The sequence below is a fragment of the Conexibacter woesei DSM 14684 genome, assembly GCF_000025265.1.
In the GTDB taxonomy this organism is placed as follows: Bacteria; Actinomycetota; Thermoleophilia; order Solirubrobacterales; family Solirubrobacteraceae; genus Conexibacter; species Conexibacter woesei.
Genome location: NC_013739.1, coordinates 5,756,464 through 5,780,236, shown reverse-complemented (window position 1 = coordinate 5,780,236; position 23,773 = coordinate 5,756,464). Strand labels below are relative to the sequence as shown.

Genomic DNA, 23,773 nt, shown 5'->3' with positions numbered 1-23,773 from the left:
GAAAAACGCTTTCTCAGCGGTGAGGGATTCCTTACTAAACCTTGGTCGCTGGCGCGTTCACGCTCGTCTGACCGACCTCCTCGATCGCCTCGCCGATCGCGGTCGCGAGGAACGCGATCTCGTCGCGCTCGATCGTGAGCGGCGGAGAGACCGCCACGCCCTGGCCGAGCGCGCGCACGATGACGCCGCGCTCGCGGGCCCGCTCGAAGACCTTGCCCGGCGCGCCCGCGGCCAGCGCCTCGGGCGTGAACTCGACCGCCGCCAGCAGACCGACACCGCCGCGCACCTCGTGCACGATCGACTGCTCGGCCAGCGGCTTGAGCGCGTCCAGCAGGACGGACTCCAGCTCCAGCGCACGGCTCACGACGTCGTCCTGCGCCAGCAGGTCGAGGTTCGCGCTGCCCGCGACGCAGCAGGTCGCGTGCGCCGAGTACGTCGCGCCGTGGCGCAGCATGTTGCCGGCCTCGTCCCAGAACGGCTCCGCGACGCGGCCCGACGCGACGACGCCGCCGAGCGGCAGGTAGCCGCTGGTGACGCCCTTCGCGAACGTGATCATGTCCGGCGCGAGGCCGAAGCGCTCGGAGCCGAACCAGTGGCCGAGCCGGCCAAACGCGCAGATCACCTCGTCGGCGACGAAGAGGATGCCGTGCTCCTCGCAGATCGCCTGCACGCCCTCGAGGTAGCCCTCCGGCGGCGGCAGCACGCCGCCGGCGCCGATCACCGGCTCGGCGAAGACGGCCGCGACCTTCTGCGGTCCGACCGCGAGGATCTCCTGCTCCAGCGCCGTGAGCGAGTCCCACTGGACCGAGGAGACCTGGCTCATCAGCGGTCCGAAGCCGGCGCGGTTGGCCTCGATCCCGCCGATGCTCGTGCCGTAGCCGTTGGTGCCGTGGTAGCCGCCGGTGCGGCCGATCAGGTGCACGCGCTCGGGGTGGCCCTTCGCCGACCAGTAGCGCCGCGCGATCTTCGCGGCGGAGTCGAGCGCCTCGCCGCCGCCAGTCGTGAAGAAGACGCGCGCGTCGGCGACGGGCGCGAGCCCGGCGATCCGCGCGGCCAGCGCCTGCGCGGGCTCGGTCGTGAAGTCGCCGAACGCCGAGTACGCCTCCAGCTTGCCCATCTGCTCCTGCACCGCCGCCGCGATCTCCTTGCGGCCGTGGCCGACGTTGGCGTACCAGAGGCTTGCGGTCCCGTCGAGGTAGCGGCGGCCCTGGTCGTCGTAGACCCAGATGCCCTCGCCGCGCGTGAGGACGAACTCGCCGCGGCGCACCGCGGACATGTCGGAGAAGGGATGCCAGAGCCGCGTGTCCGCGACCGCGGCACCCGAGCGATCGGAAGAGGTCATGAGATGACTGTCGCAACGCGGCCGCACCGCGACAAGACGCCGCAGGTCCAACGTCGCGCGGCAGCCTTGTGCAGGTTGGAGGGCGGTCTACGCGGAGGCCGTGGCGGGCGAGGCGCCCGCGCCGCCGGCCGGGGTGCCGGTGTCCGTCGTCGGCTCGTAGCCGAGCTCGCGCGAGACGTCCAGCATGCGGCCGCGCACAAGCTCTCCCAGCTCTGAGAGATCCTGCCGCAGCATCCGCGCGGCCGGCCCCGAGACGCTCGCGGCGGCGAGCACCTCGCCGTTGGAGCCGAAGACGGGCGCCGCGATGCAGAGGACGCCGTCCTCGTACTCCTCGCGGTCGATCGCGTAGCCGCGCGAGTGCGCACGGCGCAGCTCGACCTCGAGCTCGCCCGCGTCGGTGATCGTGTGCGGCGTCAGCGACGGGAACGGCGCGCGGTCGCGCAAGTCCGCGAGCACGTCGGAGGACTGGAACGCCAGCATCGCCTTCCCGGCCGCGCACGCGTGCGCGGGCGCGCGCCGGCCGCGCTCGGTGAACATCCGGACGGTGCGGCTGCTCTCGGCCTGGTCGACGTAGACGATCGTGAAGCGGTCGAGCACGCAGAGGTTGGTCGTTTCGTCGGTCGCGTCGCGGATCATCAGCAGGTGCGGGCGGACGGCCGTGCGCAGCCGCTGCATGCGGTGCTCCTGCCCGCCGGCCAGCTCGACGACCTTGTGACTGAGGCGATAGCGGCTCGTCTGCGGGTTCTGGACCACGTAGCCGCACGCGATCAGCGTCGCGAGCAGCCGATGCGTGGTGCTCGGCTGCAGGCCCGTGCGGTGCGCCAGCTCCACGAGCCCGATCTCGTCAGCGGAGGCGACGGCTTCGAGAAGGTCGAAGCCACGCGCGACGGACTGCACGATCGCGGGACTCTTCGCCTGCCTGGGTATTGCCTCAACCTCGTTTCCGGGATGCGGAAACATCGACCGTACCAGAGCGCGCGCGGCGAGCGGGCGCGCGTCGTGCCGACGTGCCAGGACGGCGGATCCCGATCGCGGCCCGACAGATCGGAAAGCTGCGGATTCGTTCGTCAGGAACGCGAACAATGGTCGCGCCGGGGATCTCGGCCGGTCCGGCTCGAATTCGCCCCCCTGGACGTAATTAATCGGTTGACGTGGCCGTCCAGGGGCGTTAGCGTGCGGAGCGCGAAAGGCCGCAGCCACGGCGATTTCGTGTCGAGGGGGCCGCGCCTGCGCGGCAGGCGACGCTGCAAGATCATCAAGTTTCTTGAGTTCTTCGGTTTTCCGAAGGTTAATGAATATGAGTTCGGAACCCGGAACAAACCTGCCGACCGAGCACCCGCGCGGGTGTTCGCCCGCCGCCGACGTCCTTCTGCACGGGGCGAGCGGACGAGGCGACGCCCACGCGTCACCATCTGGTGACGCGGCGACCCCTCGGCGGCAGCGTACGGCGGCGCACCCGTGTGCGCCCGGCCTGTCGAGACGTGGACCCGGAGCCGTCGCGCCCTCGCACGCGCGCGGCGTCTTCTACCCCGGGACCTCCGTCAGGCGCAGGCGACCGGCGCCGGCCGTACGCCCGTAGGGCCGCCTCGAATCGGCCCACGGCTTCGGCGGCCACTGCGTGGGGGACGCAGTGGTCGCCGAACACCTTGTGCTTCGCACTGCTACGGGTCCGCTCAGCTCGTCGCGAACAGCCCCAGGAACGCGGTCGCGGCGGCGGGCTCGCCTTCGATCCGCAGACCGTTGGCGCCGCCGTCGGGGCTGAGCGCGTGGACCCAGTCGTCCTGCGTCCCGCTCATCCGCGTCGCGGCGCCGGGCGCCTCGCGGTGCTCGACCTTCGCGCGTCCGCGCGAGCGCACGAACGCGTAGTGCTCCTCGTGCTCGCCGTCACGGATCGTCAGCGCCAGCTCGCCGTCGTGCACGGCGCCGGGCTCGCTGAGGAACGGCGCGAGCCGGAAGCAGGCGGCGACGTCGACCCATTCGTCCTCGCGCGGGCGCGACCAGTGGGTCCGCAGCTCCCATCGCGCGATCTCGCCGATCACCGGCAGCAGCGAGCGCCCACGCTCGGTCAGCTCGAGGTCGACGCGCGGCGGCAGCGAGCGGAAGCGGCGCCGTACGAGAAGGTCCTCGTCGGCCATCTTGGCCAGGCGCGCCTCGAGCGCGCCGGCTGAGACGCCGGGCAGCCAGCGACGCAGCTCGTCGAGTCGCAGCGGGCCAGCCGCGAGGTCGCGCACGATGACCATCAGCCAGCGGTCGCCGACGACGTTCAGCGCACGCGCGTCTGGCGCCCACTGGCGTCGTGGCTTCTCCCCGAACTCCCTTCGCGGCATGCCGTTCCCCCACCGCTCCCCCCGGTTGCACGGCCCCCTCGGCCACACCGGCCACACGGAGCGGCCTCCGTAGTGACGACTAGCTCATGGCGCCTGCGGCGACCCCGGAACACGAGTGTTCCCAGGTCGCCTGGAACATACCAAAATCCCACAACATGGAGGCGCGGTGAGCGCTAGCGATACGTGAACGTGGCGCCGAGCATGTCAGCGACCGTCACGAAGCGGTAGCCGCGCGCTCTCAACGTGTCGATGATCCGCGGCAGCGCGGCGAGCGTCTGCGAGCGGGGTCCGCCGCCGTCGTGCATCAGCACGATCGAGCCGTTGCGCGTGCGGCCGACGATCCGCGAGTAGATCGCGTCGCTGCCGGGCGTCTTCCAGTCGAGCGGGTCGACGTCCCACTGCACGGTCGTGAAGCCGAGCCCGCGCGCGAGGCCGGTCAGCGCCGGGCTGACCGCGCCGCCGGGCGCGCGGAAGGAGCAGGGCCGGAAGCCGCTGGCGGCCTGGATCGCGCCCGCGGTGGACGTGATCTGGCCGGAGGCGAACGAGCCGCCGGCCGAGACGTTCGGGTGGCTCCACGTGTGGTCGGCCAGCTCGTGGCCCTCGGCGAGCATCCGTCGCACGAGGCTCGCGTTCGGCGCGACCTGCTGGCCGATCATGAAGAAAGTGCCCTTCACGCCCTTGCTTCTGAGCACGTCGAGGAAGTTCGGCGTCAGCGCCGACGGGCCGTCGTCGAACGTCAGCGCGACCTGCTTCCTCGCGCGCGAGCCGTTCGTGACGTAGGCAGGGCCGGCCGGGATGCAGCCGATCGGCTGGGGCGTGGCCAGCGACAGTACGGCGCCGTCCTGCGGGCGCGCCTGGAAGCAGTTGCCGCCGCCGGCGAGGTCGCAGCCGTCGGTCGACGAGATCACGCGCCAGCGGACGGAGGAGCCGGCCGCGATCCCGATCTTGGCGAGCGAGAGGCGCGCGGTCAGCGAGCGCGGACTGGGCTTGCGCACGCGCGCGTCGAGCGCGTGCAGCGGGCCGTGGCCGCCGGAGCGCAGCACGCGCGCCAGCGTCAGCGTCGTCGTCGCGCCTCTGCGTCGCACGCAGACGTCACGCGAGTTGACCGACGTCGTCTCGAAGACGAGCCGCAGGCACAGCGACCGTCTGCCGTTGCGCAGCGACGCCGGCGACCAGCGCTCGGTCGTCGAGAAGCTCAGCTCCAGACCGTCGCCGGCCTGCTTCAGCGACGCCGCGTCGAGCCTCAGCGGCGTCGGCGCGGTCGTCTCGGGCTGCGTCGGCGCTTCGCCTCCGCCGGGCGCGGCGCCTCCGCCTCCGCCGCGGCCTCCGCCCGGCGCCTGGGCCGACGCGACGAGTGGCGAGAAAGCGAGCGTCACCACGGCAAGGACCGCGAGCTGGAGGATCCGGCTGAGCATGGCGCAGGACCATACGGATTCCGGCGCGGAACGCCTCCTCTGCAATGAAACTGTTACGTCGCGCGCACGGCGCGCCGCCCGGGTGCGCCGCCGTCAGGCGGTGGGTGTCAGACGGAGGGCGTCACGTCGAGCTTGCCGTGGGAGATCGTCACCGCTCGCCGGCCGGCGAGCAGCTCCGCGATCTCCTCCCCGACCAGCTCGCGCCGCCAGCCGCTCAGCGCGCGCACGCTCGGCTGCGGGTCGCCGCGCCGCGCCGCGATCACGATCTGCTCCAGATCGGCGCGCGAGGCGACCAGCTCGTACGCCAGCTCCGCCTCGATCGCGCGCGTCCGGATGACCGCCTCGACCAGCGCGATCAGCGGTGCGTCGCCCTGCTCGCCGCCAGGCCGGCGCGCTTCGCGCGCGATCGGCTCGGCCGCACGCCCGCGCTCGACCGCCTCGACGATCGCCTGGCCGCGGCGGCGCAGGTGGCCGCCGTGCAGACCGCGGATCTGCTCCAGCTCGCGCGGGCTCGACGGCTTGCGCTTGGCGATCTCGACGAGCGCCGGGTCGGGCAGGATCGTCCCGACCGGCTTGTCCTCCTGCTGCGCCGTCCGCTCGCGCCACGCCGCCACCTCGCGCGCGACGGCGCGGGCTCTGGGGTCGAGCTGGCCGGAGCGGGGGAGGCGCTCGTACGCCGTCTCGGGGTCGCGCTCGTCGGTCGCCTCGTCCATCCGGCGGCACTCCTCCTGAGCCCACTGGAGACGGCCGTGCGCGCTCAGCTTGTCGTGCAGCGCGTCGCTCAGCTGCAGCAGGTGGAGCACGTCCTCGGCGGCGTAGGAGAGCTGCTCCTCGGTCAGCGGGCGCGCGTCCCAGCGCGTGTAGCTGGCGGTCTTGCCGACGCGCTGGCCGAGCGCGGCGCCGAGCAGGTTGCCGTAGCCGGTCTGCGCGCCGTAGCCGGCGAAGCCGGCCGCGACCTGCGTGTCGAAGACCTCGCGCACGTCCGTTCTCCAGGCGCGGCGCATGATCGCGACGTCCTGTCGCGCGGCGTGCAGGACGATCTCGATCTCAGGATCGGCGAGGACCGCGGCGAGCGGCGCGAAGTCGAGCTTGTCGAACGGGTCGAACAGCGCGATGCGGACGCCGTTCGGCGCGTCGGCGTCGTCGACGGCGACCTGGACGAGGCAGAGCAGCGCGCGGTAGCGGCCCTCCGACATGAACTCGGTGTCGATGCCGAGGCGGCCGGCCGCTCTCGCCAGCTCGGCGACGCGGGCGATCTCGTCGTCGCCGGAGAGCGTGGGAACAGATGCGTGTGGCACGTCGGGCACTATGAACGAGCGGGCGGTCAGCCGTCGTGGTGCGGCGCCGGCGAACACCGACCCCGCTGGTAGGATTTCCCTCATGATCTTCTCTTCCAAGGCGGAGTACGGTGTGCGCCTGATGGTCGAGCTGGGCCGCCAGGGGGCGGAGCAGCCGATCAGCTTGAAGGCGATCGCCGCCGCCGAGCAGCTGCCGCTCGCGTACCTGGAGCAGGTCGTGGCGCGGCTGAAGAAGGCGGAGCTCGTCAGAAGCGCGCGCGGCGCGCACGGCGGCTATTGGCTCGCGCGCCCCGCTGAGGAGATCACGATGGACGAGGTCGTGCTCGCGCTCGAGGGCGCGATCGCGCCGATGGAGTGCTTCGTCAACGAGCACACCGAACGCGTGCTGTGCTCGCACGTCGACCACGGCGACGCGGATCAGCACTGCGCCACGAAGCTGCTGTGGATGCGCGTCCAGGGCGGCGTCATCCGCTCGCTGCAGACCACCACGCTCGCCGAGCTGGTGGAGTTCTCGCGCGGCGAGAGCAGCAGACGCGTCGCCGTCGAAGCCTCCTGAACGAATCCCCCACCCGAAACCCGGAGACCATGGCCGAGCTCGAAATCCGCAACCTCCACGTCCGCGTCGGCGAGAAGGAGATCCTCAAGGGTCTCGACCTCTCGATCGGCAAGGGCGAGATCCACGCCCTGATGGGCCCGAACGGGTCCGGCAAGTCGACGCTGGCGAACGTCGTGATGGGTCACCCGAACCTCGACGTGACCGATGGCCAGATCATCTTCAAGGGCGAGGACATCACGGAGGCGGACACGGACGAGCGTGCGCGCGCCGGGCTGTTCATGGCGTTCCAGTACCCAGTCGCGGTGCCGGGCGTGACCGTCACGAAGTACCTCCGCACGGTGATCAACGCGCACCGCGAGTCGCGCGGCGAGGAGCCGATCTCGCTGAAGGACTTCCGCACGACGGTCGAGGCGGCGATGAAGCTGACCGAGGTGCCGAGACAGTTCTCCAGCCGGTATCTGAACGAGGGCTTCTCCGGCGGTGAGAAGAAGCGCATGGAGATCCTCCAGCTCGCGCTCCAGAGACCCGAGCTGGCGATCCTCGACGAGACCGACTCCGGTCTCGACATCGACGCCCTGCGCGTCGTCTCCAACGGCGTGAACGCCGTCGCGGGCGACCACATGGGCGTGCTGATCATCACCCACTACCAGCGCATCCTCCACCTCGTGCAGCCCAGCCACGTGCACGTGATGTACGAGGGCCGGATCGTCAAGGAGGGCGGCCCCGAGCTCGTCACCGTGCTCGAGGAGAAGGGCTACGGCTGGATCAGAGACGAGGTCGAGGCCGCCGCCGCGGCCTCGTGACGTCATGACCGCCGCCTCCTCGATCGCAGCGTTCGACGCCGCCGCGGTGGCGGCGCAGTTCCCGATCCTCCAACGCGAGATCGGCGGCAAGCGGATCGTCTACCTCGACTCCGGCGCGACCGCGCAGAAGCCGGACGCCGTGATCGCGGCGATCGAGCAGTCATTCCGCCTGCACAACGCGAACATCCACCGCGGCGTGTACACGCTCGCGCAGGAGGCGACGGAGCGCTTCGAGGGGGCGCGCGAGCGGATCGCGCGCTTCGTCGGGGCGCGACCGGCGGAGACGATCTTCACGAAGAACGTGACCGAGGCGATCAACCTCGTCGCGTACTCGTGGGGGCGCGCGAACGTCGGCGCCGGCGACACGATCGTGCTGACGCCGATGGAGCACCACGCGAACATCGTCCCGTGGCAGCAGCTGGCGAAGGCGGTCGGCGCGAGACTGGCGTACGTCGAGCTGACCGCCGACGGGCGGCTCGACCTCGACTCGCTCGACGCGCTGCTCGCACGCGCGCCGAAGCTCGTCGCGGTGGCGCACGTCTCCAACGTCCTCGGCACCGTCAACCCGGTGCAGGAGATCGTCCGGCGCGCGCACGCGGCCGGCGCGGTCGTGCTCGTCGACGGCGCGCAGGCGGTCCCGCAGATGCCCGTCGACGTCGCGGCGATCGGCGCCGACTTCTACGGCTTCACCGGCCACAAGGTCTACGGCCCGACTGGCGTCGGCGTGCTGCACGGGCGGCGCGAGCTGCTGGAGGAGATGGAGCCGTTCCTGACCGGCGGCGACATGATCGGCACGGTCGACTTCGACTCCTCGACGTGGAAGGAGCTGCCGTGGAAGTTCGAGGCGGGCACCTCGCCGTACGTCGAGGCGACCGCGCTCGGCGCGGCGGTCGAGTGGCTCGACGAGCTCGGCGTCACGGCGGTTCACGCGCACGAGCGCGAGATCACGCGCTACGCGCTGGAACGGCTGACGGAGGTCCCCGGCCTGTCGGTCTACGGGCCGGCCGCCGAGCACCGCGGCGCGCTCGTCTCGTTCGCGATCGACGGCGTCCACCCGCACGACGTCGCGGAGCTGCTCGGCCGCGAGCAGATCTGCGTGCGGGCCGGCCACCACTGCGCACAGCCGCTGATGCGGCGGCTCGGGGTGCCGGCGACGACACGCGCGAGCTTCGCCGCGCACACGACCACGGCTGACGTCGACGCCCTGATCGACGGGCTGCACGAGGTTCGCCGCATCTTCCAGCTGTAGCTGCGAATCCTTCGCTGCAGCTATGCACTTTACTTCAGCGCATTGAACTACTAGTATGACGCTCGTCTGGTCGAGGGGGCGTGAAAGCGCACCCGAAATCGATCCGACCTGCCGCCATCCACCTGCTCGCGGGGACGCGGGCTCGCACGCGGCGAACCGGCGGGGGGTGTCGCGACCACACCCCCCGCCGCCTCTTCTGGGGCGCCCGGCGCAGCATGCGCCGGGCGCGCCCCCTGCTCGCCGGCGGCGCCCCGCTACGCTCTAGCGACCATGGACGATCTGTACCGCGAGTACATCCTCGAGCACTACAAGCGGCCTCACAACTGGTCGCCCCCCGAGGAGGAGCTGGTCAGCCCCGACCTCGAGTTCGAGGACTCCAACCCGCTCTGCGGCGACACGCTGCGCGTCCAGATCGCCGTCGACGCGGAGAACCGCGTCGAGCAGATCCGCTTCTCCGGCCACGGCTGCGCGATCTCGCAGGCGGCCGCCTCGATGAGCTCGGACGAGGTCAAGGGCATGCCGGTCGAGGACCTGATGCGGCTCGACAAGTCGTTCGTCCTCGAGCTGCTCGGGATCGACATCTCGGCCACGCGGATGAAGTGCGCGCTGCTGTCGCTGAAGGTGCTCAAGAGCGCGGCGCTCGGCGGCGCCGCCGCCTGGCCCGACGCCGACGAAGCGGCGTAGGCGCCGCTCAGCAGGTGCTTCGCGCCTTGTGCGCGCCGCGCGCGGCAGATGCGGGGGTCCCCGCTACAATCGGATGTGTAAATCCGATCATCTGACTAGGACTTCTTCCCCCGTGCCGGAAACGATCACCGTCTGTCCACTCGAAGAGCTGCCCCCTGGAGCGATGCGGCTCGTCGAGACCGACGATCTCGAGATCGGCGTCTTCAACTGCGCCGGAACGATCTACGCGATCGAGGACCGCTGCTCGCACGACGACGGCCCCCTCGTCGAGGGCCTGTTGGACTCCGAGAAGTGCACGATCGAATGCCCTCGCCACGGGTCGCTCTTCGACCTGAAGACCGGTGCGCCGCTCACGCTGCCGGCATATGTCGCGGTGGATACGTTCGCCGTGGTCATCGACGACAACGTGATCAAGCTGGAGGTTGACTGACATGGCCACTCCCGAAGTGCTCGCCGAACAGGAAGCGCTCAAGGGGATCAACGCCGACTACACGGAGCGGTTCGGCTTCCACGACGCCGAGAACTACCTGTACAAGGCGCCCAAGGGCATCAACAGAGAGATCGTCGAGAAGATCTCGGAGTTCAAGGACGAGCCGCAGTGGATGCGGGAGTTCCGCCTCAAGGCGCTCGACCACTTCTTCGCGCACGGGATGCCGAGATGGGGCTCGCCGATGCTGGCGGAGCTCGACTTCGAGGACATCCACTACTTCGTGCGCGCCTCCGAGCGCTCCGAGCGCTCGTGGGACGACGTCCCCGAGGACGTCAAGAAGACGTTCGACCGGCTCGGGATCCCGGAGGCGGAGCGCAGATTCCTCGCCGGTGTCGGCGCGCAGTACGAGTCCGAGGTCGTCTACCACCAGGTCCACAGAGACCTCGAGGACCAGGGCGTCATCTTCACCGACATGGACACGGCGCTGCGCGAGCATCCGGACCTCTTGCGCGAGTACTTCGCGACGATCATCCCGCCGAACGACAACAAGCTCGCCGCGCTCAACAGCGCCGTGTGGTCGGGCGGCTCGTTCGTCTACGTGCCGCCGGGCGTCCACGTCGAGATGCCGCTGCAGGCCTACTTCCGCATCAACACGGAGAACATGGGCCAGTTCGAGCGGACGCTGATCATCGCCGACGAGGGCTCCTACGTGCACTACGTCGAGGGCTGCACCGCGCCGACGTACTCGTCTGACTCGCTGCACTCCGCCGTCGTGGAGCTGATCGCCAAGCCCGGCGCGCGCATCCGCTACACGACCGTGCAGAACTGGTCGCAGAACGTCTACAACCTCGTCACCAAGCGCGCGATCGCCGAGACCGACGCGACGGTCGAGTGGGTCGACTGCAACCTCGGCTCGAAGCTGACGATGAAGTACCCGTCCGTCTACCTGATGGGCGAGCGCGCCCACGGCGAGATCCTCTCGATCGCGTTCGCCGGCAGAGGCCAGCACCAGGACGCCGGCGGCAAGATCATCCACGCCGCGCCGAACACGACCTCGAACATCTTCGCCAAGTCGATCTCCAAGGACGGCGGGCGGGGCTCCTACCGCGGCCTGTTGGAGGTCGCCAAGGGCGCCCACGGGTCGAAGTCGAAGGTCGTCTGCGACGCGCTGCTGCTCGACGAGGACTCGCGCTCGGACACCTACCCGACGATCCGCATCGGCGAGGACGACGTCGACGTCGGACACGAGGCGACGGTCTCGAAGATCGGCGAGGAGCAGGTCTTCTACCTGCAGTCGCACGGGATCAACGAGGAAGAGGCGTCGAAGCTGATCGTGAACGGCTTCATCGAGCCGATCACGAAGGAGCTGCCGATGGAGTACGCGGTCGAGATGAACCGCCTGATCGAGTTGCAGATGGAGGGTTCAATTGGCTAGTGCGACGATCGAGCAGCCGAGCTGGCTGGCGGAGCGCCGTGCGCGCGCCGCCGGTCTGACCGAGCGGCTCGACCTCCCGACCTACAAGGGCAGACCGGGCTGGGAGTTCACCGACATCTCGTCGCTCGACCTGGCGGCGTACGCCGCCGCGGGCGACGGGGACGCCGGCGCTGTCGCGCGGGCCGACGCGCTGTTCGTCGGGCTGGAGCAGCCGATCGTCGTGACGCAGGTCGACGCGACGACCGTCGAGGTCTCGGGCGAGCTGCCCGAGGGCGTCGTCGTGACGACGCTCGAGCGGGCGGCGGCCGAGCATCCCGAGCTGGTCGAGCGCCACCTCGGCACGATCGTCGCCGGCGAGGACGCGTTCGTCGCCCGCAACGAGGCCGGCTTCGCAGGCGGTCTGTTCGTGCACGTCCCGCGCGGCACGATCGTCCCCCGACCCGTGCTCGTCACGGTCGTCCAGGACGCCGATCGCACCGCGCTCAACTGGCGCTCGCTGATCGTCGTCGAGGACGGCGGCCAGGCGGAGGTGTGGGAGCAGTACCTGTCCGCCGACGCCGAGCGCGAGACGCTGCTCAACACGGTTGTCGAGCTGGTCGTCGGCGAGAACGCCAACCTGCGCTTCGTGAACGGGCAGAACCTGTCCGAGAAGAGCTGGATCTTCGGCACGCAGCGGTCCGAGGTCGGCCGCGACGGCGCGCTCGACTGGGTCTCGCTCGGCTTCGGCTCGGCGCGCGGCAAGGTGCGGATGGAGACGAAGCTGGCCGGCAAGGGCGCCGACGGCAGAGTCACCGGCGCCTACGCCAGCCACAAGCGCCAGCACGTCGACTTCGACACGACGCAGGAGCACGCAGCGCCGCACACGACGTCCGACCTCGCCTTCCGCGGCGTCCTGCAGGGCCGCTCGGAGGCCGTCTGGCGCGGCAACATCATCGTCGACCCCGGCGCGCAGCAGACCGACGCGTTCCAGGAGAGCCGCAACCTGCTGCTGTCCAAGCGCGCGCACGCGGACGCGATCCCCGGCCTGGAGATCCAGGCCAACGACGTGCGCTGCACGCACGCCGCCGCGATCGCCCAGATCGATCCCGAGCAGCTCTTCTACCTGAAGTCGCGCGGGCTGCGCCCGGACGTCGCGAAGCGGCTCGTGATCGAGGGCTTCCTCGCCGAGCTTGTGGAGCGCTTCGAGGAGGGCCCGGTGCGTCAGGTGCTCGGCGACGCGCTCGAGCGCCGGCTCGGCCTGATCCTCGGCGACTGACCGACTCCGAAAGCTCAACTGAACCCGAGCGTTCAGCTCGGTATGATGCTCCGGTTTCAAGGGGAGGGTGCGACCGCGTGTTGCGGTCGCACCCACGAACGATTGGGGGAAGCAGATGAGGCGATCGAGCCTCTGTGTCGTCGTGCTCGCAGCCGCAGTGCTGCTCGCGCCGTCCGCAGCGTCGGCGGCGACATGGTCGATCCAGAGCACCCCGGAGCCGGCGACGGCTGTGGCGAGCGTCTTCGGCGGCGTCTCCTGCGCCGGCGCGAGAGAGTGCGTCGCCGTCGGGCGCTGGGACGACGCGAGTCAGGTGACCGCTCTTGCGGAGGGCTGGGACGGCAGCAGTTGGAGACTGCAGACGCCGGCGACGCCGGCCGGTGCCGTCGCGAGCGACCTTGCGGGTGTCCACTGCCGGGCGGCGGGCGAGTGCACGGCGGTCGGCAACTACGAGGACGGCGGCGTCCCGAAGACGCTCGTCGAGCGCTGGAACGGCAGAGCGTGGGCGGTGCAGAGCAGTCCGAACCCCGGCGGATCGCAGGGAAGCTACCTGTCGTCCGTCTCGTGCACGTCGGCGACGACCTGCACGGCGGTCGGCACGTACATCGACGCGCTCGGACAGCAGCAGTCGCTCGCGATGGACTGGGCGTCGGGCAGCTGGAGAATCAGGGCGACGCCGCTGCCGGCGGGCGCGGTCGGGAGCTTCCTGTCATCGGTCTCGTGCACGTCGTCGACGGCCTGCACGGCCGTCGGTACGTCGATAGACGGGATCGGGACGCGGACGACGCTGGCACTGAGACTCAGTTCCGGCACGTGGTCGGTCCAGTCGACGCCGAACCCGGCCGGCGCCGCCGCGAGCTTCCTCTCGGGCGTCTCGTGCCCGGCGGCCGGAGCGTGCACCGCGGTGGGCGTCTCGACCGACAGCAGAGGCGTCGCCTCGACAGTCGCGATGACGCTCGCCTCCGGCACCTGGTCGCTGCAGAGATCGCTCACTCCAGGAGGCACGGCGGGCGCTGCGCTGACGGGCGTCTCGTGCAGCTCGACGACGGTCTGCACCGCTGTCGGCTACTCGTACGACGGCGCGTTCACGTACTCGCCGCTGGCCGAGGATCGCAGCGGCACGACATGGACGGTCGTCTCGACCCCGGTCCCGGCCGGCTCGCTCGGCAGTCAGCTCGCCGGCGTCTCGTGCAGCGCCGCGGCGGTCTGCACCGCGGCGGGCTACTCGCTCGACGTCAACTCGCTGCAGAGAGTGCTGGCCGAGCGGTACCAGTAGCGGCGGTGGACGGCAGCAGGTCGCACGGCGGGGGCCCCTCAGGGGGCGCCCGCCGTCTGCTCCTCCGTGGCGTCAGGCGCGGCTCGCGCGCCAGCGTTCGAGCATCGCCGGCATCTCGCCGAGCAGGAAGCTGAAGAAGTCGATCGACTCCGCCAGCCGTCTGCCGGCCGGCGTCTGCGGGCCGACGACGTCGCGGCCGTCGCTGAGCACCGTGATCATCCGCGCGATCGCCTCGTCGCGGCGGACCGTCGCCTCGAACCAGATGTCGTCGTGGACGACGTAGCGGTCGCGGCGGGAGCCCGGCTCGCGCTCGCGGCTGACGAAGCGGATCTGCATCAGGTATCTGACCGCGCCGGAGATCGCGGCGGGGCTGGCCTGCAGGCGCTCGGACAGCTCGGCTGCGGTGTGGCGGCCGTCGTCGCTGGCTATCAGCGCGGTGAAGACGCGCGCGGGCATGCGCGGGAAGCCCGCGTCGGCCAGCACGACGGCGAAGCGCTCGACGAAGCGCGCCACCTCGGTCTCGTCGCGTGCGCTCGGCATCGGCGGGGAGTGTAACTGTCTTCACATTCTTCACAAGTTTCTGAATGTTCTGTACGCTGATCCGCATGACCTCCGCCATCTCCGTCTCGGGACTGCGCAAGTCCTTCGGGAGGTTCGTCGCGCTCGACGGCCTCGACCTCGACGTCGCGCCCGGCGAGGTGCATGGCTTCCTCGGCCCCAACGGCGCCGGCAAGTCGACGACGATCCGCATCCTGCTCGGCCTCGTGCGCTCCGACGGCGGGACCGTGCGGCTGCTCGGCGGCGACCCGTGGCGTGACGTCGCCGAGCTGCACCGGCGGCTCGCCTACGTGCCCGGCGACGTGACGCTGTGGCCGAGCCTGTCCGGCGGCGAGACGATCGACCTGCTCGGCCGCCTGCGCGGCGGGCTCGACGCCGACCGCCGCGCGCAGCTGGTCGAGCGCTTCGAGCTCGACCCGACGAAGAAGGGGCGCGCGTACTCGAAGGGCAACCGCCAGAAGGTCGCGCTCGTCGCGGCGTTCGCCTCCGACGCCGAGCTGCTGCTGCTCGACGAGCCGACGTCGGGGCTCGACCCGCTGATGGAGGAGGTCTTCCGCGCGTGCGTCGCCGAGGAGCGCGACAAGGGGCGCACGGTGCTGCTCTCCAGCCACATCCTCAGCGAGGTCGAGGCGCTCTGCGACCGCGTCAGCATCATCCGCGACGGCCGCACGGTCGAGACGGGCACGCTCGCCGAGCTGCGCCACCTGACGCGCACGGCGATCAGAGCCGAGCTGACGCGTCCGCCCGACGGGATCGACCGGCTGCCGGGCCTGCACGACCTCGCCGTCGACGGCACGAGCGTCCGCTGCCAGGCCGACGCCGACGCGCTCGAAGGGCTGCTGAGCGCGCTCGCCGCCGCCGGCGTGCGCAGCCTCGTGAGCCAGCCGCCGACGCTCGAGGAGCTGTTCCTGCGCCACTACGAGGCAGAGCCGGCGCCCGTGCACGCGCCCGCGGTGGCGCGATGAGCGGCCTGCTCGGGACGCCCGCGCTCGCGCGCGTCGCGCTGCGGCGCGACCGCGTCGTGCTGCCACTGAGCGTGCTCGCGCTCGTCCTCACCGTCATCTCGACCGCGATCAGCTTCGAGGACCTCTACCCCACCGCCGCATCGCGGCTGAGTCTCGCCGCGGACATCGACGAGAACCCGGGCCTGCGGGCGCTCTACGGCGTCGTCTTCGACGCGAGCACGACCGGCGGGCTGGTCGCCTGGCGGATGCTGGCGTTCGGCGCCGCGCTTGCCGCGCTGCTCAGCGTGCTCGTCGTGATCCGCCACACGCGTGCCGAGGAGGAGACGGGCCGGCTGGAGCTGGTCGGCGCCGGCGTCGTCGGCCGCGCGGCGCCGCTCGCCGCCGCGCTGCTCGTCGTCTGCGCGGCCGACCTCGCGCTCGGCCTGCTGCTCGGGCTCGGGCTGCTCGCGCAGGGCCAGCCGGCCGGCGGCGCGTTCGCGATGGGGCTCGCGATCGCCTCCGCCGGCTGGGTCTTCGCCGCCGTCGCGGCGGTCGCCGCGCAGCTGACCGAGAGCGCGCGTCTGGCGCGCGGTCTGGCGGCCGGCGCGCTCGGTGTCGCGTTCGTGCTGCGGGCGGCGGGCGACGCCGCCGACACCGGCGGCGCGACGTGGCTGTCGTGGCTGTCGCCGATCGGCTGGGCCGAGCAGGTGCGCCCGTTCGCCGGCGACCGCTGGGCTCCGCTCGTGCTCGCCGTGCTCGCCACGGCGCTGCTCGCCGGCACCGCGTTCGCGCTCGCCGCGCGGCGCGACCTCGGCGCCGGTCTGCTGCCGCAGCGGCCGGGGCCGGCGCACGCCGCGCCGCGCCTGCGCAGCCCGCTCGCGCTCGCGTGGCGGCTCCAGCGCGGCGCGCTGCTCGGTTGGACGGCCGGCTTCGCGATCGCCGGCGCCGTCCTGTGCGGGATCGCCGACAGCGTCGCCGACCTCGTCGACGAGAACGAGCAGCTGATCGACATCTTCAGAGACCTCGGCGGGCAGCAGAGCGTCGTCGACTCGTTCCTCGCGTCGATGATGGGCCTGCTCGGGCTGATCGCCGCCGCCTACGCGGTGCAGGCCGTGCTGCGGCTGCGGTCGGAGGAGACTGCGCAGCGGGTCGAGCCGCTGCTGGCGACCGGTGTCGGGCGGCTGCGCTGGGCGTGCAGCCACCTCGTCTTCGCGCTCGCGGGGACGACCGTCCTGCTGGCGGCTGCGGGGCTCGCCGGGGGCGTGGCGTACGGTCTCGCGAGCGGCGACCTCGGCGGGCAGCTCGGCCGCCTGCTGGAGGCCGCGCTGGCGCAGGCGCCGGCGGCCTGGATCGCGGGCGGGATCGCGATCGCGCTGTTCGGGCTGCTGCCGCGCCGCACCGCCGTGAGCTGGGCGGCGGTCGTCGTCTTCCTGCTGATCGGACAGCTCGGGCCGCTGCTGCAGCTCGGCGACTGGGCGATGGACGTCTCGCCGTTCACGCACGTGCCGAAGCTGCCCGGCGGCGAGCTGACGGCCGGGCCGCTGGTCGCGCTGTCGGTCGTCGCGGCGGCGCTGGTGGGTGCGGGACTCGCCGGCTTCCGGCGTCGCGACGTCGGCTAGCGCAAGCGGGCGGCGCGGCCGGCGGCCGGCGGGGCGGGGCGGGGCGGGGCGGGCCGGCGCCGCGAGCGGCGCCGCTACCGCGCGTCGCGCGTCAGCTCGCGATACCCGCGCGCCGGCGGCAGGTCGGTGCCCTGCAGCTGCGACTCGAGTCTCGCGAGCGCGGCGATCCGCTTCTCCAGCGGCGGGTGCGTGGCGAACAGGCCGGCGATCGATCTGCGCGGCGACGCCGGCAGGATGAAGAAGGCGTTCATCTCGCTCGCCGCGCGCAGGTCGCGCTGCGGCACGCGGCTCATCGAGCCGCTGATCTTCATCAGCGCGGAGGCGAGCGCGCTCGGGCGGCCGGTGATGATCGCGGCGCCGCGGTCGGCCGCGAACTCGCGGTAGCGCGACAGCAGCTGCATCAGGAAGAACGAGACCGCGTAGACGGCGAACGAGATCGCGATCAGCGGCAGGATTCCCGGACTCTCGCGGTTGTTGCCGCCGAGCAGGAAGCCCCACTGGAGGATGAACGCCGCGATGCTGGCGAAGAACGACGCGATCGTCATGATCAGCACGTCGCGGTGCTGGACGTGCGCGAGCTCGTGCGCCATCACGCCCTCCAGCTCGGCCGGTTCGAGCAGGTCGAGGATGCCCGTGGTCGCGCAGACGGTCGCGCTTCTCTGCGAGCGTCCGATCGCGAACGCGTTCGGGACCTCGGTCTGCGCGATCGCGATCTTCGGCTTCGGCAGGTCGGCCTGCACGCAGAGGCGCTCGATCAGCGCGTGCAGCTGCGGCGCCTCCTCGACGGAGACGACCTTCGCGTGCATCGCGCGCAGCGCGAGCTTGTCGGACGCGAACAGCTGGACGAAGAAGAGGCCGCCCGCGATCACGATCGCAGCGCCGATCCCAAGGCCCGAGGCCGCGACGGCGGCCATCAGCACGACGTAGACCGCTCCGAGCAGGAACAGCGTGATGACCATCCGGACCTGGAGGCCCGTGTCGCGGCCGAAGCGGGACGTACTGCGCATCGTGGGGGACGGCTCCTGTCTGTCTCTGAGCAAGCGGCCCGCGCGGCGCGCCGGGAGTCAGAGATGGGGCCGGCGCGCCGCGTGGCCTTGGAGGCGCCGGTGGCGCGTCAGGCCCCGACGCGTTGCCCCACCGGCGTGCAATCACTATGCGTCAGAAGCGGCTCGCTCGACAGGCGCCGAACGGACGGACATCGACAGCGTTCGCCCCCGCCGATCGGACCCCCGTCGATCGAAGGGGAGTTGGGCTGATACAACGCAGGGCGTGAGCGCACCAACATCCCGCGTGCGGGTGCTCGTCGCCGACGACCACCCGCTCTTCCGCGAGGCGATCGTCCGGACGATCCGCGAACGGCCCGACTTCGAGCTCGTCGGCGAGGCGTCCGACGGGCGCGCCGCGCTCGAGGCGATCCGCGAGCTGCAGCCGGACGTCGCCGTGATCGACGTGAAGATGCCCGAGCTAGACGGCCTCCAGGTCGTCTCGGCGGTCAGACGCGACGAGCTCGGCACGCGCATCCTGCTGCTGTCCGCCTACCTCGACAGCGCGATCGTCTTCCAGGCGGTCGGCGCGGGCGCCGCCGCCTACCTCTCCAAGGAGGCCGACCGCGCTCAGATCGCCGACGCGATCGCCGCCGTGGCGCGCGGCGAGACGGTGCTCTCGCCCGAGGCGCAGGCCGGCATCGCGGCCGAGGTCCGCTCGCGCCAGGTCGAGGACCGCCCGCTGCTGACGCCGCGCGAGCTGGAGGTGCTCGGCCACGTCGCGGCCGGGCGCGGCGCGCCGGAGATCGCACGGCTGATCCACCTCAGCCCGGCGACGGTGAAGGGCCACCTCCAGAGCCTCTACGAGAAGCTCGGCGTCTCCGACCGCGCGGCCGCCGTCGCGGAGGCGATGCGCCGCGGCCTGCTCGAATGAGCGAAAGGCTGCGGCCGGCGGCCTTGCCTTCCGCCGGAAGAACTCGCCTGGAGGCTCGTTCTTCCAACGGGGTGGTCGACCAATGAACGCCGGCGCGGCCGGCGCGGCGCCGCCTGCGCGGCGCGACGCGGTGCGCGTGTGGGCGCTGATCCGGCTCGCGTCGCTGCCGGCGATCTTCCTCGGGGAGCGGCTCGTCGCGCACCCGAGCCCGCGCAGCGAACCGTTCGGGCCGCTGCTGGTCGCGGCGACGATCTACGCGCTGATCGCCTACGCGGTCGCGTTCGGGCCCGGCTCGCGGCGCCTCCCCGTGCAGCTGCTGGCGGCGCTCGACATCGCGTTCCTGTGCGCGCTCACCTACACGTCCGGCGGCCCGTTCTCGCAGCTGCGCTACGCCTTCTTCCTGCTGCCGATCGGCGCCGCGCTGCTGCTGCGCCCGCTGCTGACCGCGACCGCGTCGCTGCTCGTCGTGCTCGCGTACCTCGGGATCGCGCTGCTCTACCCGACCGAGAACGCGAGCGACTTCGAGCTGACGCAGGCGCTCTACCTGCTGTGGATGGGCGTCGTCGCCGTGCTGCTCTCGCGCCTGCTGGTGCGCCGCGCCGACGAGGTCGAGCGGCTCTCGGCGGACCGCGGCAGGCTCGTCGCGCAGGCGCTCGACGCGGAGGACCGCGAGCGGCGGCGGCTCGCGGGCGCGCTCCACGACGAGGCGGTCCAGAACCTGCTCGCGGCGCGTCACGAGCTGGCCGGCGGCGGCGACCTCGCGTTCGTTCAGCACGGCCTCGACCGCACGATCGCGCAGCTGCGCGACGCCGTCTTCGACCTCTATCCGGCGACGCTCGACCACGCCGGCCTGGCCGCGGCGCTGGAGGCAGTCGCCGAGCACGCGGGCAGACGCGCGCACTTCAGCTGGCAGGTCGACGTCGACCCCGACGCGATCGGCCTGTACGACGCGCTCGTCTTCTCGCTCGCACGTGAGCTGCTGATCAACGTCGCCAACCACGCCGAGGCGAATTCGGTCGCGGTGCGCGTGCGGCGGCTGCCGGGCGAGCTGCAGCTGGAGGTCGCCGACGACGGCCGCGGGCTCGACCCCGCGCGGCTGCGCAGCGCGCCGCTGGAGGGGCACATCGGGCTCGCGTCGGCGACCGAGCGCGTCGAGGCGCTCGACGGACGGCTGGAGATCGCCGCGCAGCCGGGCCACGGCACGCTCGTGCGCGCGCGCCTCCCCGTGCGCTCGGTCGCGGCGGCCGACACCGCGCGCCCCGGGGACGGCCGCCGGTGATCCATCTGCGGATCGTCAGCCCGCCGCGGACGACGGCGACGGCGCTGGAGCTGCTGGAGCGCGCGCCGGCCGTCTGCAACGTCGTCCACCTGCCGGGCGCGGCGCGCAAGCCCGACGGCGACGTGCTGCTGTGCGACGTCGCGCGCGAGGACGCGAGCGTGATCGTCGGAGAGCTGCGCGCGCTGGGGATCCCGCGCGACGGCTCGATCGCGATGGAGCTGGTCGACACGTCGATCTCCGACGCCGCCGACCGCGCCGAGCGCGCGGCCGAGGGGCTGCCGTCCGACGCGGTCGTGTGGGAGCGGGTCGAGGCCGAGGTCGGCGAGTCGACCGAGCTGTCGGCGTCGTTCCTCGCGTTCATGGTGATCGCGACGCTGATCGCCGGGATCGGGATCCTGCTCGACTCGCCCGTCCTGATCGTCGGCGCGATGGTCGTCGGGCCGGAGTTCGGACCGCTCGCCGGCGTCGCGGTCGCGCTCGTGCAGCGCCGCCCGGCGCTCGCGCGGCGGTCGCTCGCGGCGCTCGTGATCGGCTTCGCGGTCGCGATCGTGGTGACCTTCGTCGTCACCGAGCTGGGGCAGGCGATCGGGCTCGTCGGCCCCGAGCACACGAAGGTGACGCGTCCGTTGACCGGCTTCACCTCCAACCCCGACGAGTGGTCGGTGTTCGTCGCGCTGCTGGCCGGCGTCGCCGGCACGCTCTCGTTCACGACGAGCAAGTCGTCGGTGCTCGTCGGCGTGCTGATCTCGGTCACGACGATCCCGGCCGCGGCGAACGTCGCCGTGGCCGCGGCCGCCGCCGACTGGGGCGAGTGCGGCGGCGCGGCGGCGCAGCTGGCGATCAACCTGATCGCGCTGACGGTCGCCTGCGCGGCGACGCTGGCGGTGCAGCGGTCGGCGTTCGTCGCCCGCCGCAGCCGGCACCGGCGGGCCCGGCGCGACCCATCCCGAAATCACACCGACGCGTAGTTATCGTGGTGTCAACGCCCCGGGACGACCGGTCCGCGTGCACGGAGGTCGTACGCGGACCGGTGGGGCGGCCTTCGGGCAAGCCGGCTCTCTGGCGATGACGCTGAGGTAGGCTCGCCGCAAGGAGGAGGACCTTGCGATGGAGGAGCTGACCCTCACGCCGCGCCAACGCAGCGCGCTCGCCGCGATCTGCGACACGTTCTGCCCTGCGGGCGACGGGCTGCTGTCCGCGACCGAGCTGGGCGTTCCCGAAGCGGTCGCCGGACTCGTCGCGCGCGACCCCCGCCCGGCCGCGCGGCGCGAGCTGCGCCAGCTGCTGAGCGCGTGGGACTCGCCCGCGCTGGGGTACGCGACCGGTCATGGCTGGAAGCGCTTCAGCGAGCTGGCGCCGGACCGGCGCGAGGCCGCGCTGGTGTCGTGGGGCGACAGCCGAATGCCACAGCGCCGCGCCGCCTTCAACGCCCTCCGCAAGGGCGCGCTGCTGATGTACTACGCGCTGCCCGGACCAGGCGGCGGCGCGAACCCGGCATGGGAGCGGATCGGCTATCCCGGCCCGCTCGGCAGAGCTGCCGATCCGCCGCCGAAGGCGCTGGAGCCGCTGTCGATCGCAGCCGACACGACGCTCGACTGCGACGTCTGCGTCGTCGGCTCGGGCGCCGGCGGCGGTGTCGCCGCGGCCGTGCTGAGCGCCGCCGGGCTCGACGTGATCGTCGTCGAGGGCGGCGACTACTACGACGACGGCGACTTCGACGGCGGCGAGCTGTCGGCGCTGACGCAGATGTACGCCGGCGCGCCGACCGCGACGCACGACCAGAGCGTCGGCCTGATCGCGGGCGCGTGCCTCGGCGGCGGCACGGTCGTCAACTACTCGACCTCGTTCCGCACGCCGGACGAGGTGCGGGCCGAATGGGCCGCGCACGGCGTCCCGGCGTTCGCCGGCGTCGCCTACAGCGACAGCCTCGACGCCGTCTGCGACCGGCTCGGCGTCAACCAGGAGCACAACGAGCCGTCGACGCGTGACGCGAAGCTGCGCGACGGTGCGCTCGCACTCGGCTGGCACGTCGACGCGATGCCGCGCAACGTCGACGGTCGCTGCGACCAGGGCGTCGACTGCGGCTCGTGCGGGCTCGGCTGCCGTCGCGGCGCGAAGCAGTCGACGACGAAGACGTGGCTGCGCGACGCGAGCGAGGAAGGGACACGGATCGTCGTGCGCACGCGCGTCGAGCGCGTGCGCGTGGAGGACGGCTCCGCCCGCGGCGTCGATGCGCGCACCGCCGACGGCCACCGCGTCACGATCCGCGCCCGTGCCGTCGTCGCGGCCTGCGGCGCGCTTCACACGCCGGCACTGCTGAAGCGCTCCGGGCTCCAGAACCCGCACATCGGCCGCCATCTCAAGCTCCACCCGGCGACGGCGGTGTGGGGCGTCTACGACGAGGAGCTGCGGCCGTGGGAGGGGACGATGCAGGCGCTCTATTCCGACGAGCACCGCGACCTCGACTCCGGCTACGGCGTCAAGTACGAGACGGCGGCCGCGCACCCGCACCTCGCGGTCCCGTTCTTCCCCTGGCGCGGCAGGCGCGAGCACCACGAGCTGATGCAGGCGCTCTCGAACTCGGTCGCGTTCGGCGTCCTGCTGCGCGACCGCGACGGCGGCGAGGTGCGGGTCGGCCGCGACGGCGAGCCGGTCGTCCGCTACAGCCTCTCCCCGTACGACCTCCGCCACGTGCGCGTCGGCGTCGAGGGCGCGGCGAAGATGCACGAGGCGGCAGGGGCGCGGCGGATCTTCAGCTCGCAGAGCCGGTTCGTCTCCTACGAGCCGAACGGGAGCGGCGCAGCCGGCGGCACCGGCGCGGCCCGAGAACGCTGGCTGCGCGACGTCGACGCGTGCGGCTACGGAGCTGGCAGGACGCAGTTCGCGTCGTTCCACATCATGGGCTCGGCGCGGATGGGCGGGTCGCCGACGACGGCCGCTGTGATGCCGAGCGGAGAGACGTGGGACGTGCGCGATCTCTACGTCCTCGACGGCTCGGCGTTCCCGAGCGCGTCGGGCGTCAACCCGCAGGTCTCGATCCAGGCGATCGCCCACATGGGTGCGCGCGAGCTGGCGGCGCGGCTGGCCTGATTCGAGCCGCGAGCGGGTAAGTCGTACTCTTGACGGATCGAGACGATCGTACGGACGGAGGATCGGTGAAGTTCAATCGCATCGCGGACAAGGCGAAGCAGGCGATCGACAAGCGCGGCGGGATGGATGCGCTGAAGGAGGACCTCCAGGAGGTCAAGGACGCCGCCACCGGCAGAGGCACGCTGAAGGACAAGGCGAGAGCGGCTGCCGACGCACTGAAGACTCCGGGCAAGAACGAGCCGGGCCGCCCGCCGCAGGGAGACCCGCCTCCCGACCCGCCGCGCGCGGCGTAGGCGGCT

Annotated in this window: 22 protein-coding genes; 15 read left to right on the top strand and 7 right to left on the bottom strand. The window is 72.1% G+C overall.

Translation table 11 applies throughout. The features are described 5' to 3' along the window. Positions 1-34: 34 nt before the first annotated feature. The 5 genes from CWOE_RS27135 to CWOE_RS27115 form a co-directional block, all read right to left on the bottom strand. Complete coding sequence (locus tag CWOE_RS27135; protein WP_012936860.1) at positions 35-1,342, bottom strand: aminotransferase family protein; 1,308 nt, start codon at positions 1,340-1,342, stop codon at positions 35-37. Between the two features lie 87 nt (positions 1,343-1,429). Next, positions 1,430-2,239 (bottom strand): IclR family transcriptional regulator, encoded by an 810-nt coding sequence (locus tag CWOE_RS27130; protein ID WP_049793429.1) that lies wholly within the window; start codon positions 2,237-2,239, stop codon positions 1,430-1,432. A 776-nt stretch (positions 2,240-3,015) separates the two neighbouring features. After that, positions 3,016-3,669 carry a winged helix-turn-helix transcriptional regulator gene (locus tag CWOE_RS31580; protein ID WP_049793428.1) on the bottom strand — a complete coding sequence of 218 codons (654 nt, stop codon included), beginning with the start codon at positions 3,667-3,669 and terminating at the stop codon, positions 3,016-3,018. A gap of 173 nt (positions 3,670-3,842) precedes the next feature. After that, a complete protein-coding gene (locus CWOE_RS31575; protein ID WP_012936857.1) occupies positions 3,843-5,084 on the bottom strand; it encodes a polysaccharide deacetylase family protein in 1,242 nt (413 codons plus the stop codon). Positions 5,085-5,191: 107 nt separating this feature from the next. Further along, positions 5,192-6,382, bottom strand: coding sequence for a ribonuclease D (locus tag CWOE_RS27115; RefSeq protein ID WP_012936856.1), 1,191 nt, complete (start codon positions 6,380-6,382; stop codon positions 5,192-5,194). Positions 6,383-6,464: 82 nt separating this feature from the next. Here CWOE_RS27115 and CWOE_RS27110 point away from each other — a divergent pair, with 82 nt between their 5' ends. The 8 genes from CWOE_RS27110 to CWOE_RS27075 all read left to right on the top strand — a co-directional run bounded on the left by CWOE_RS27110 (position 6,465) and on the right by CWOE_RS27075 (position 14,067). After that, positions 6,465-6,938: an RrF2 family transcriptional regulator gene (locus CWOE_RS27110; RefSeq protein ID WP_012936855.1), complete on the top strand. Its 474-nt coding sequence runs from the start codon at positions 6,465-6,467 to the stop codon at positions 6,936-6,938. A 29-nt stretch (positions 6,939-6,967) separates the two neighbouring features. Beyond that, a complete protein-coding gene (sufC, locus tag CWOE_RS27105; RefSeq protein ID WP_012936854.1) occupies positions 6,968-7,741 on the top strand; it encodes a Fe-S cluster assembly ATPase SufC in 774 nt (257 codons plus the stop codon). Between the two features lie 4 nt (positions 7,742-7,745). Further along, positions 7,746-8,990, top strand: coding sequence for a SufS family cysteine desulfurase (locus CWOE_RS27100; RefSeq protein ID WP_012936853.1), 1,245 nt, complete (start codon positions 7,746-7,748; stop codon positions 8,988-8,990). Between the two features lie 270 nt (positions 8,991-9,260). Next, positions 9,261-9,674, top strand: a complete 414-nt coding sequence (locus CWOE_RS27095; protein ID WP_012936852.1) for an iron-sulfur cluster assembly scaffold protein — start codon at positions 9,261-9,263, stop codon at positions 9,672-9,674. A gap of 73 nt (positions 9,675-9,747) precedes the next feature. Next, positions 9,748-10,104, top strand: a complete 357-nt coding sequence (locus tag CWOE_RS27090) for a Rieske (2Fe-2S) protein (RefSeq protein WP_148261185.1) — start codon at positions 9,748-9,750, stop codon at positions 10,102-10,104. A gap of 1 nt (position 10,105) precedes the next feature. After that, positions 10,106-11,539: a Fe-S cluster assembly protein SufB gene (gene sufB / locus CWOE_RS27085; protein WP_012936850.1), complete on the top strand. Its 1,434-nt coding sequence runs from the start codon at positions 10,106-10,108 to the stop codon at positions 11,537-11,539. Next, positions 11,532-12,794 carry a Fe-S cluster assembly protein SufD gene (gene sufD, locus CWOE_RS27080; protein ID WP_012936849.1) on the top strand — a complete coding sequence of 421 codons (1,263 nt, stop codon included), beginning with the start codon at positions 11,532-11,534 and terminating at the stop codon, positions 12,792-12,794. The genes sufB and sufD overlap by 8 nt, the downstream gene beginning before the upstream one ends. 115 nt (positions 12,795-12,909) lie before the next feature. Continuing rightward, positions 12,910-14,067: a hypothetical protein gene (locus CWOE_RS27075; protein WP_012936848.1), complete on the top strand. Its 1,158-nt coding sequence runs from the start codon at positions 12,910-12,912 to the stop codon at positions 14,065-14,067. Between the two features lie 72 nt (positions 14,068-14,139). Here CWOE_RS27075 and CWOE_RS27070 read toward each other — a convergent pair whose 3' ends face one another. Continuing rightward, positions 14,140-14,607: a GbsR/MarR family transcriptional regulator gene (locus CWOE_RS27070; protein WP_012936847.1), complete on the bottom strand. Its 468-nt coding sequence runs from the start codon at positions 14,605-14,607 to the stop codon at positions 14,140-14,142. Positions 14,608-14,672: 65 nt separating this feature from the next. Between CWOE_RS27070 and CWOE_RS27065 the strand changes: the two genes are divergently transcribed. Then, the gene (locus CWOE_RS27065) at positions 14,673-15,590 is read left to right on the top strand and encodes an ABC transporter ATP-binding protein (RefSeq protein ID WP_012936846.1); all 918 of its coding nucleotides are present in this window, start codon (positions 14,673-14,675) and stop codon (positions 15,588-15,590) included. Next, positions 15,587-17,188 (top strand): ABC transporter permease, encoded by a 1,602-nt coding sequence (locus CWOE_RS27060; protein WP_012936845.1) that lies wholly within the window; start codon positions 15,587-15,589, stop codon positions 17,186-17,188. The genes CWOE_RS27065 and CWOE_RS27060 overlap by 4 nt, the downstream gene beginning before the upstream one ends. Positions 17,189-17,262: 74 nt before the next feature. Here CWOE_RS27060 and htpX read toward each other — a convergent pair whose 3' ends face one another. Beyond that, entirely contained in the window at positions 17,263-18,195 is a 933-nt protein-coding gene (gene htpX / locus CWOE_RS27055) for a zinc metalloprotease HtpX (protein ID WP_012936844.1), read from the bottom strand. A gap of 262 nt (positions 18,196-18,457) precedes the next feature. Here htpX and CWOE_RS33985 point away from each other — a divergent pair, with 262 nt between their 5' ends. The 5 genes from CWOE_RS33985 (at position 18,458) to CWOE_RS27030 (ending at position 23,767) form a co-directional block, all read left to right on the top strand. Further along, the gene (locus tag CWOE_RS33985; protein WP_012936843.1) at positions 18,458-19,105 is read left to right on the top strand and encodes a response regulator transcription factor; all 648 of its coding nucleotides are present in this window, start codon (positions 18,458-18,460) and stop codon (positions 19,103-19,105) included. Positions 19,106-19,187: 82 nt separating this feature from the next. Continuing rightward, entirely contained in the window at positions 19,188-20,384 is a 1,197-nt protein-coding gene (locus CWOE_RS27045; RefSeq protein WP_012936842.1) for a sensor histidine kinase, read from the top strand. Further along, complete coding sequence (locus tag CWOE_RS27040; RefSeq protein WP_012936841.1) at positions 20,381-21,352, top strand: DUF389 domain-containing protein; 972 nt, start codon at positions 20,381-20,383, stop codon at positions 21,350-21,352. The genes CWOE_RS27045 and CWOE_RS27040 overlap by 4 nt, the downstream gene beginning before the upstream one ends. A 139-nt stretch (positions 21,353-21,491) precedes the next feature. Beyond that, positions 21,492-23,474: a GMC family oxidoreductase N-terminal domain-containing protein gene (locus CWOE_RS27035; protein ID WP_012936840.1), complete on the top strand. Its 1,983-nt coding sequence runs from the start codon at positions 21,492-21,494 to the stop codon at positions 23,472-23,474. A 65-nt stretch (positions 23,475-23,539) separates the two neighbouring features. Next, complete coding sequence (locus CWOE_RS27030) at positions 23,540-23,767, top strand: hypothetical protein (protein WP_012936839.1); 228 nt, start codon at positions 23,540-23,542, stop codon at positions 23,765-23,767. Positions 23,768-23,773 lie beyond the last annotated feature (6 nt).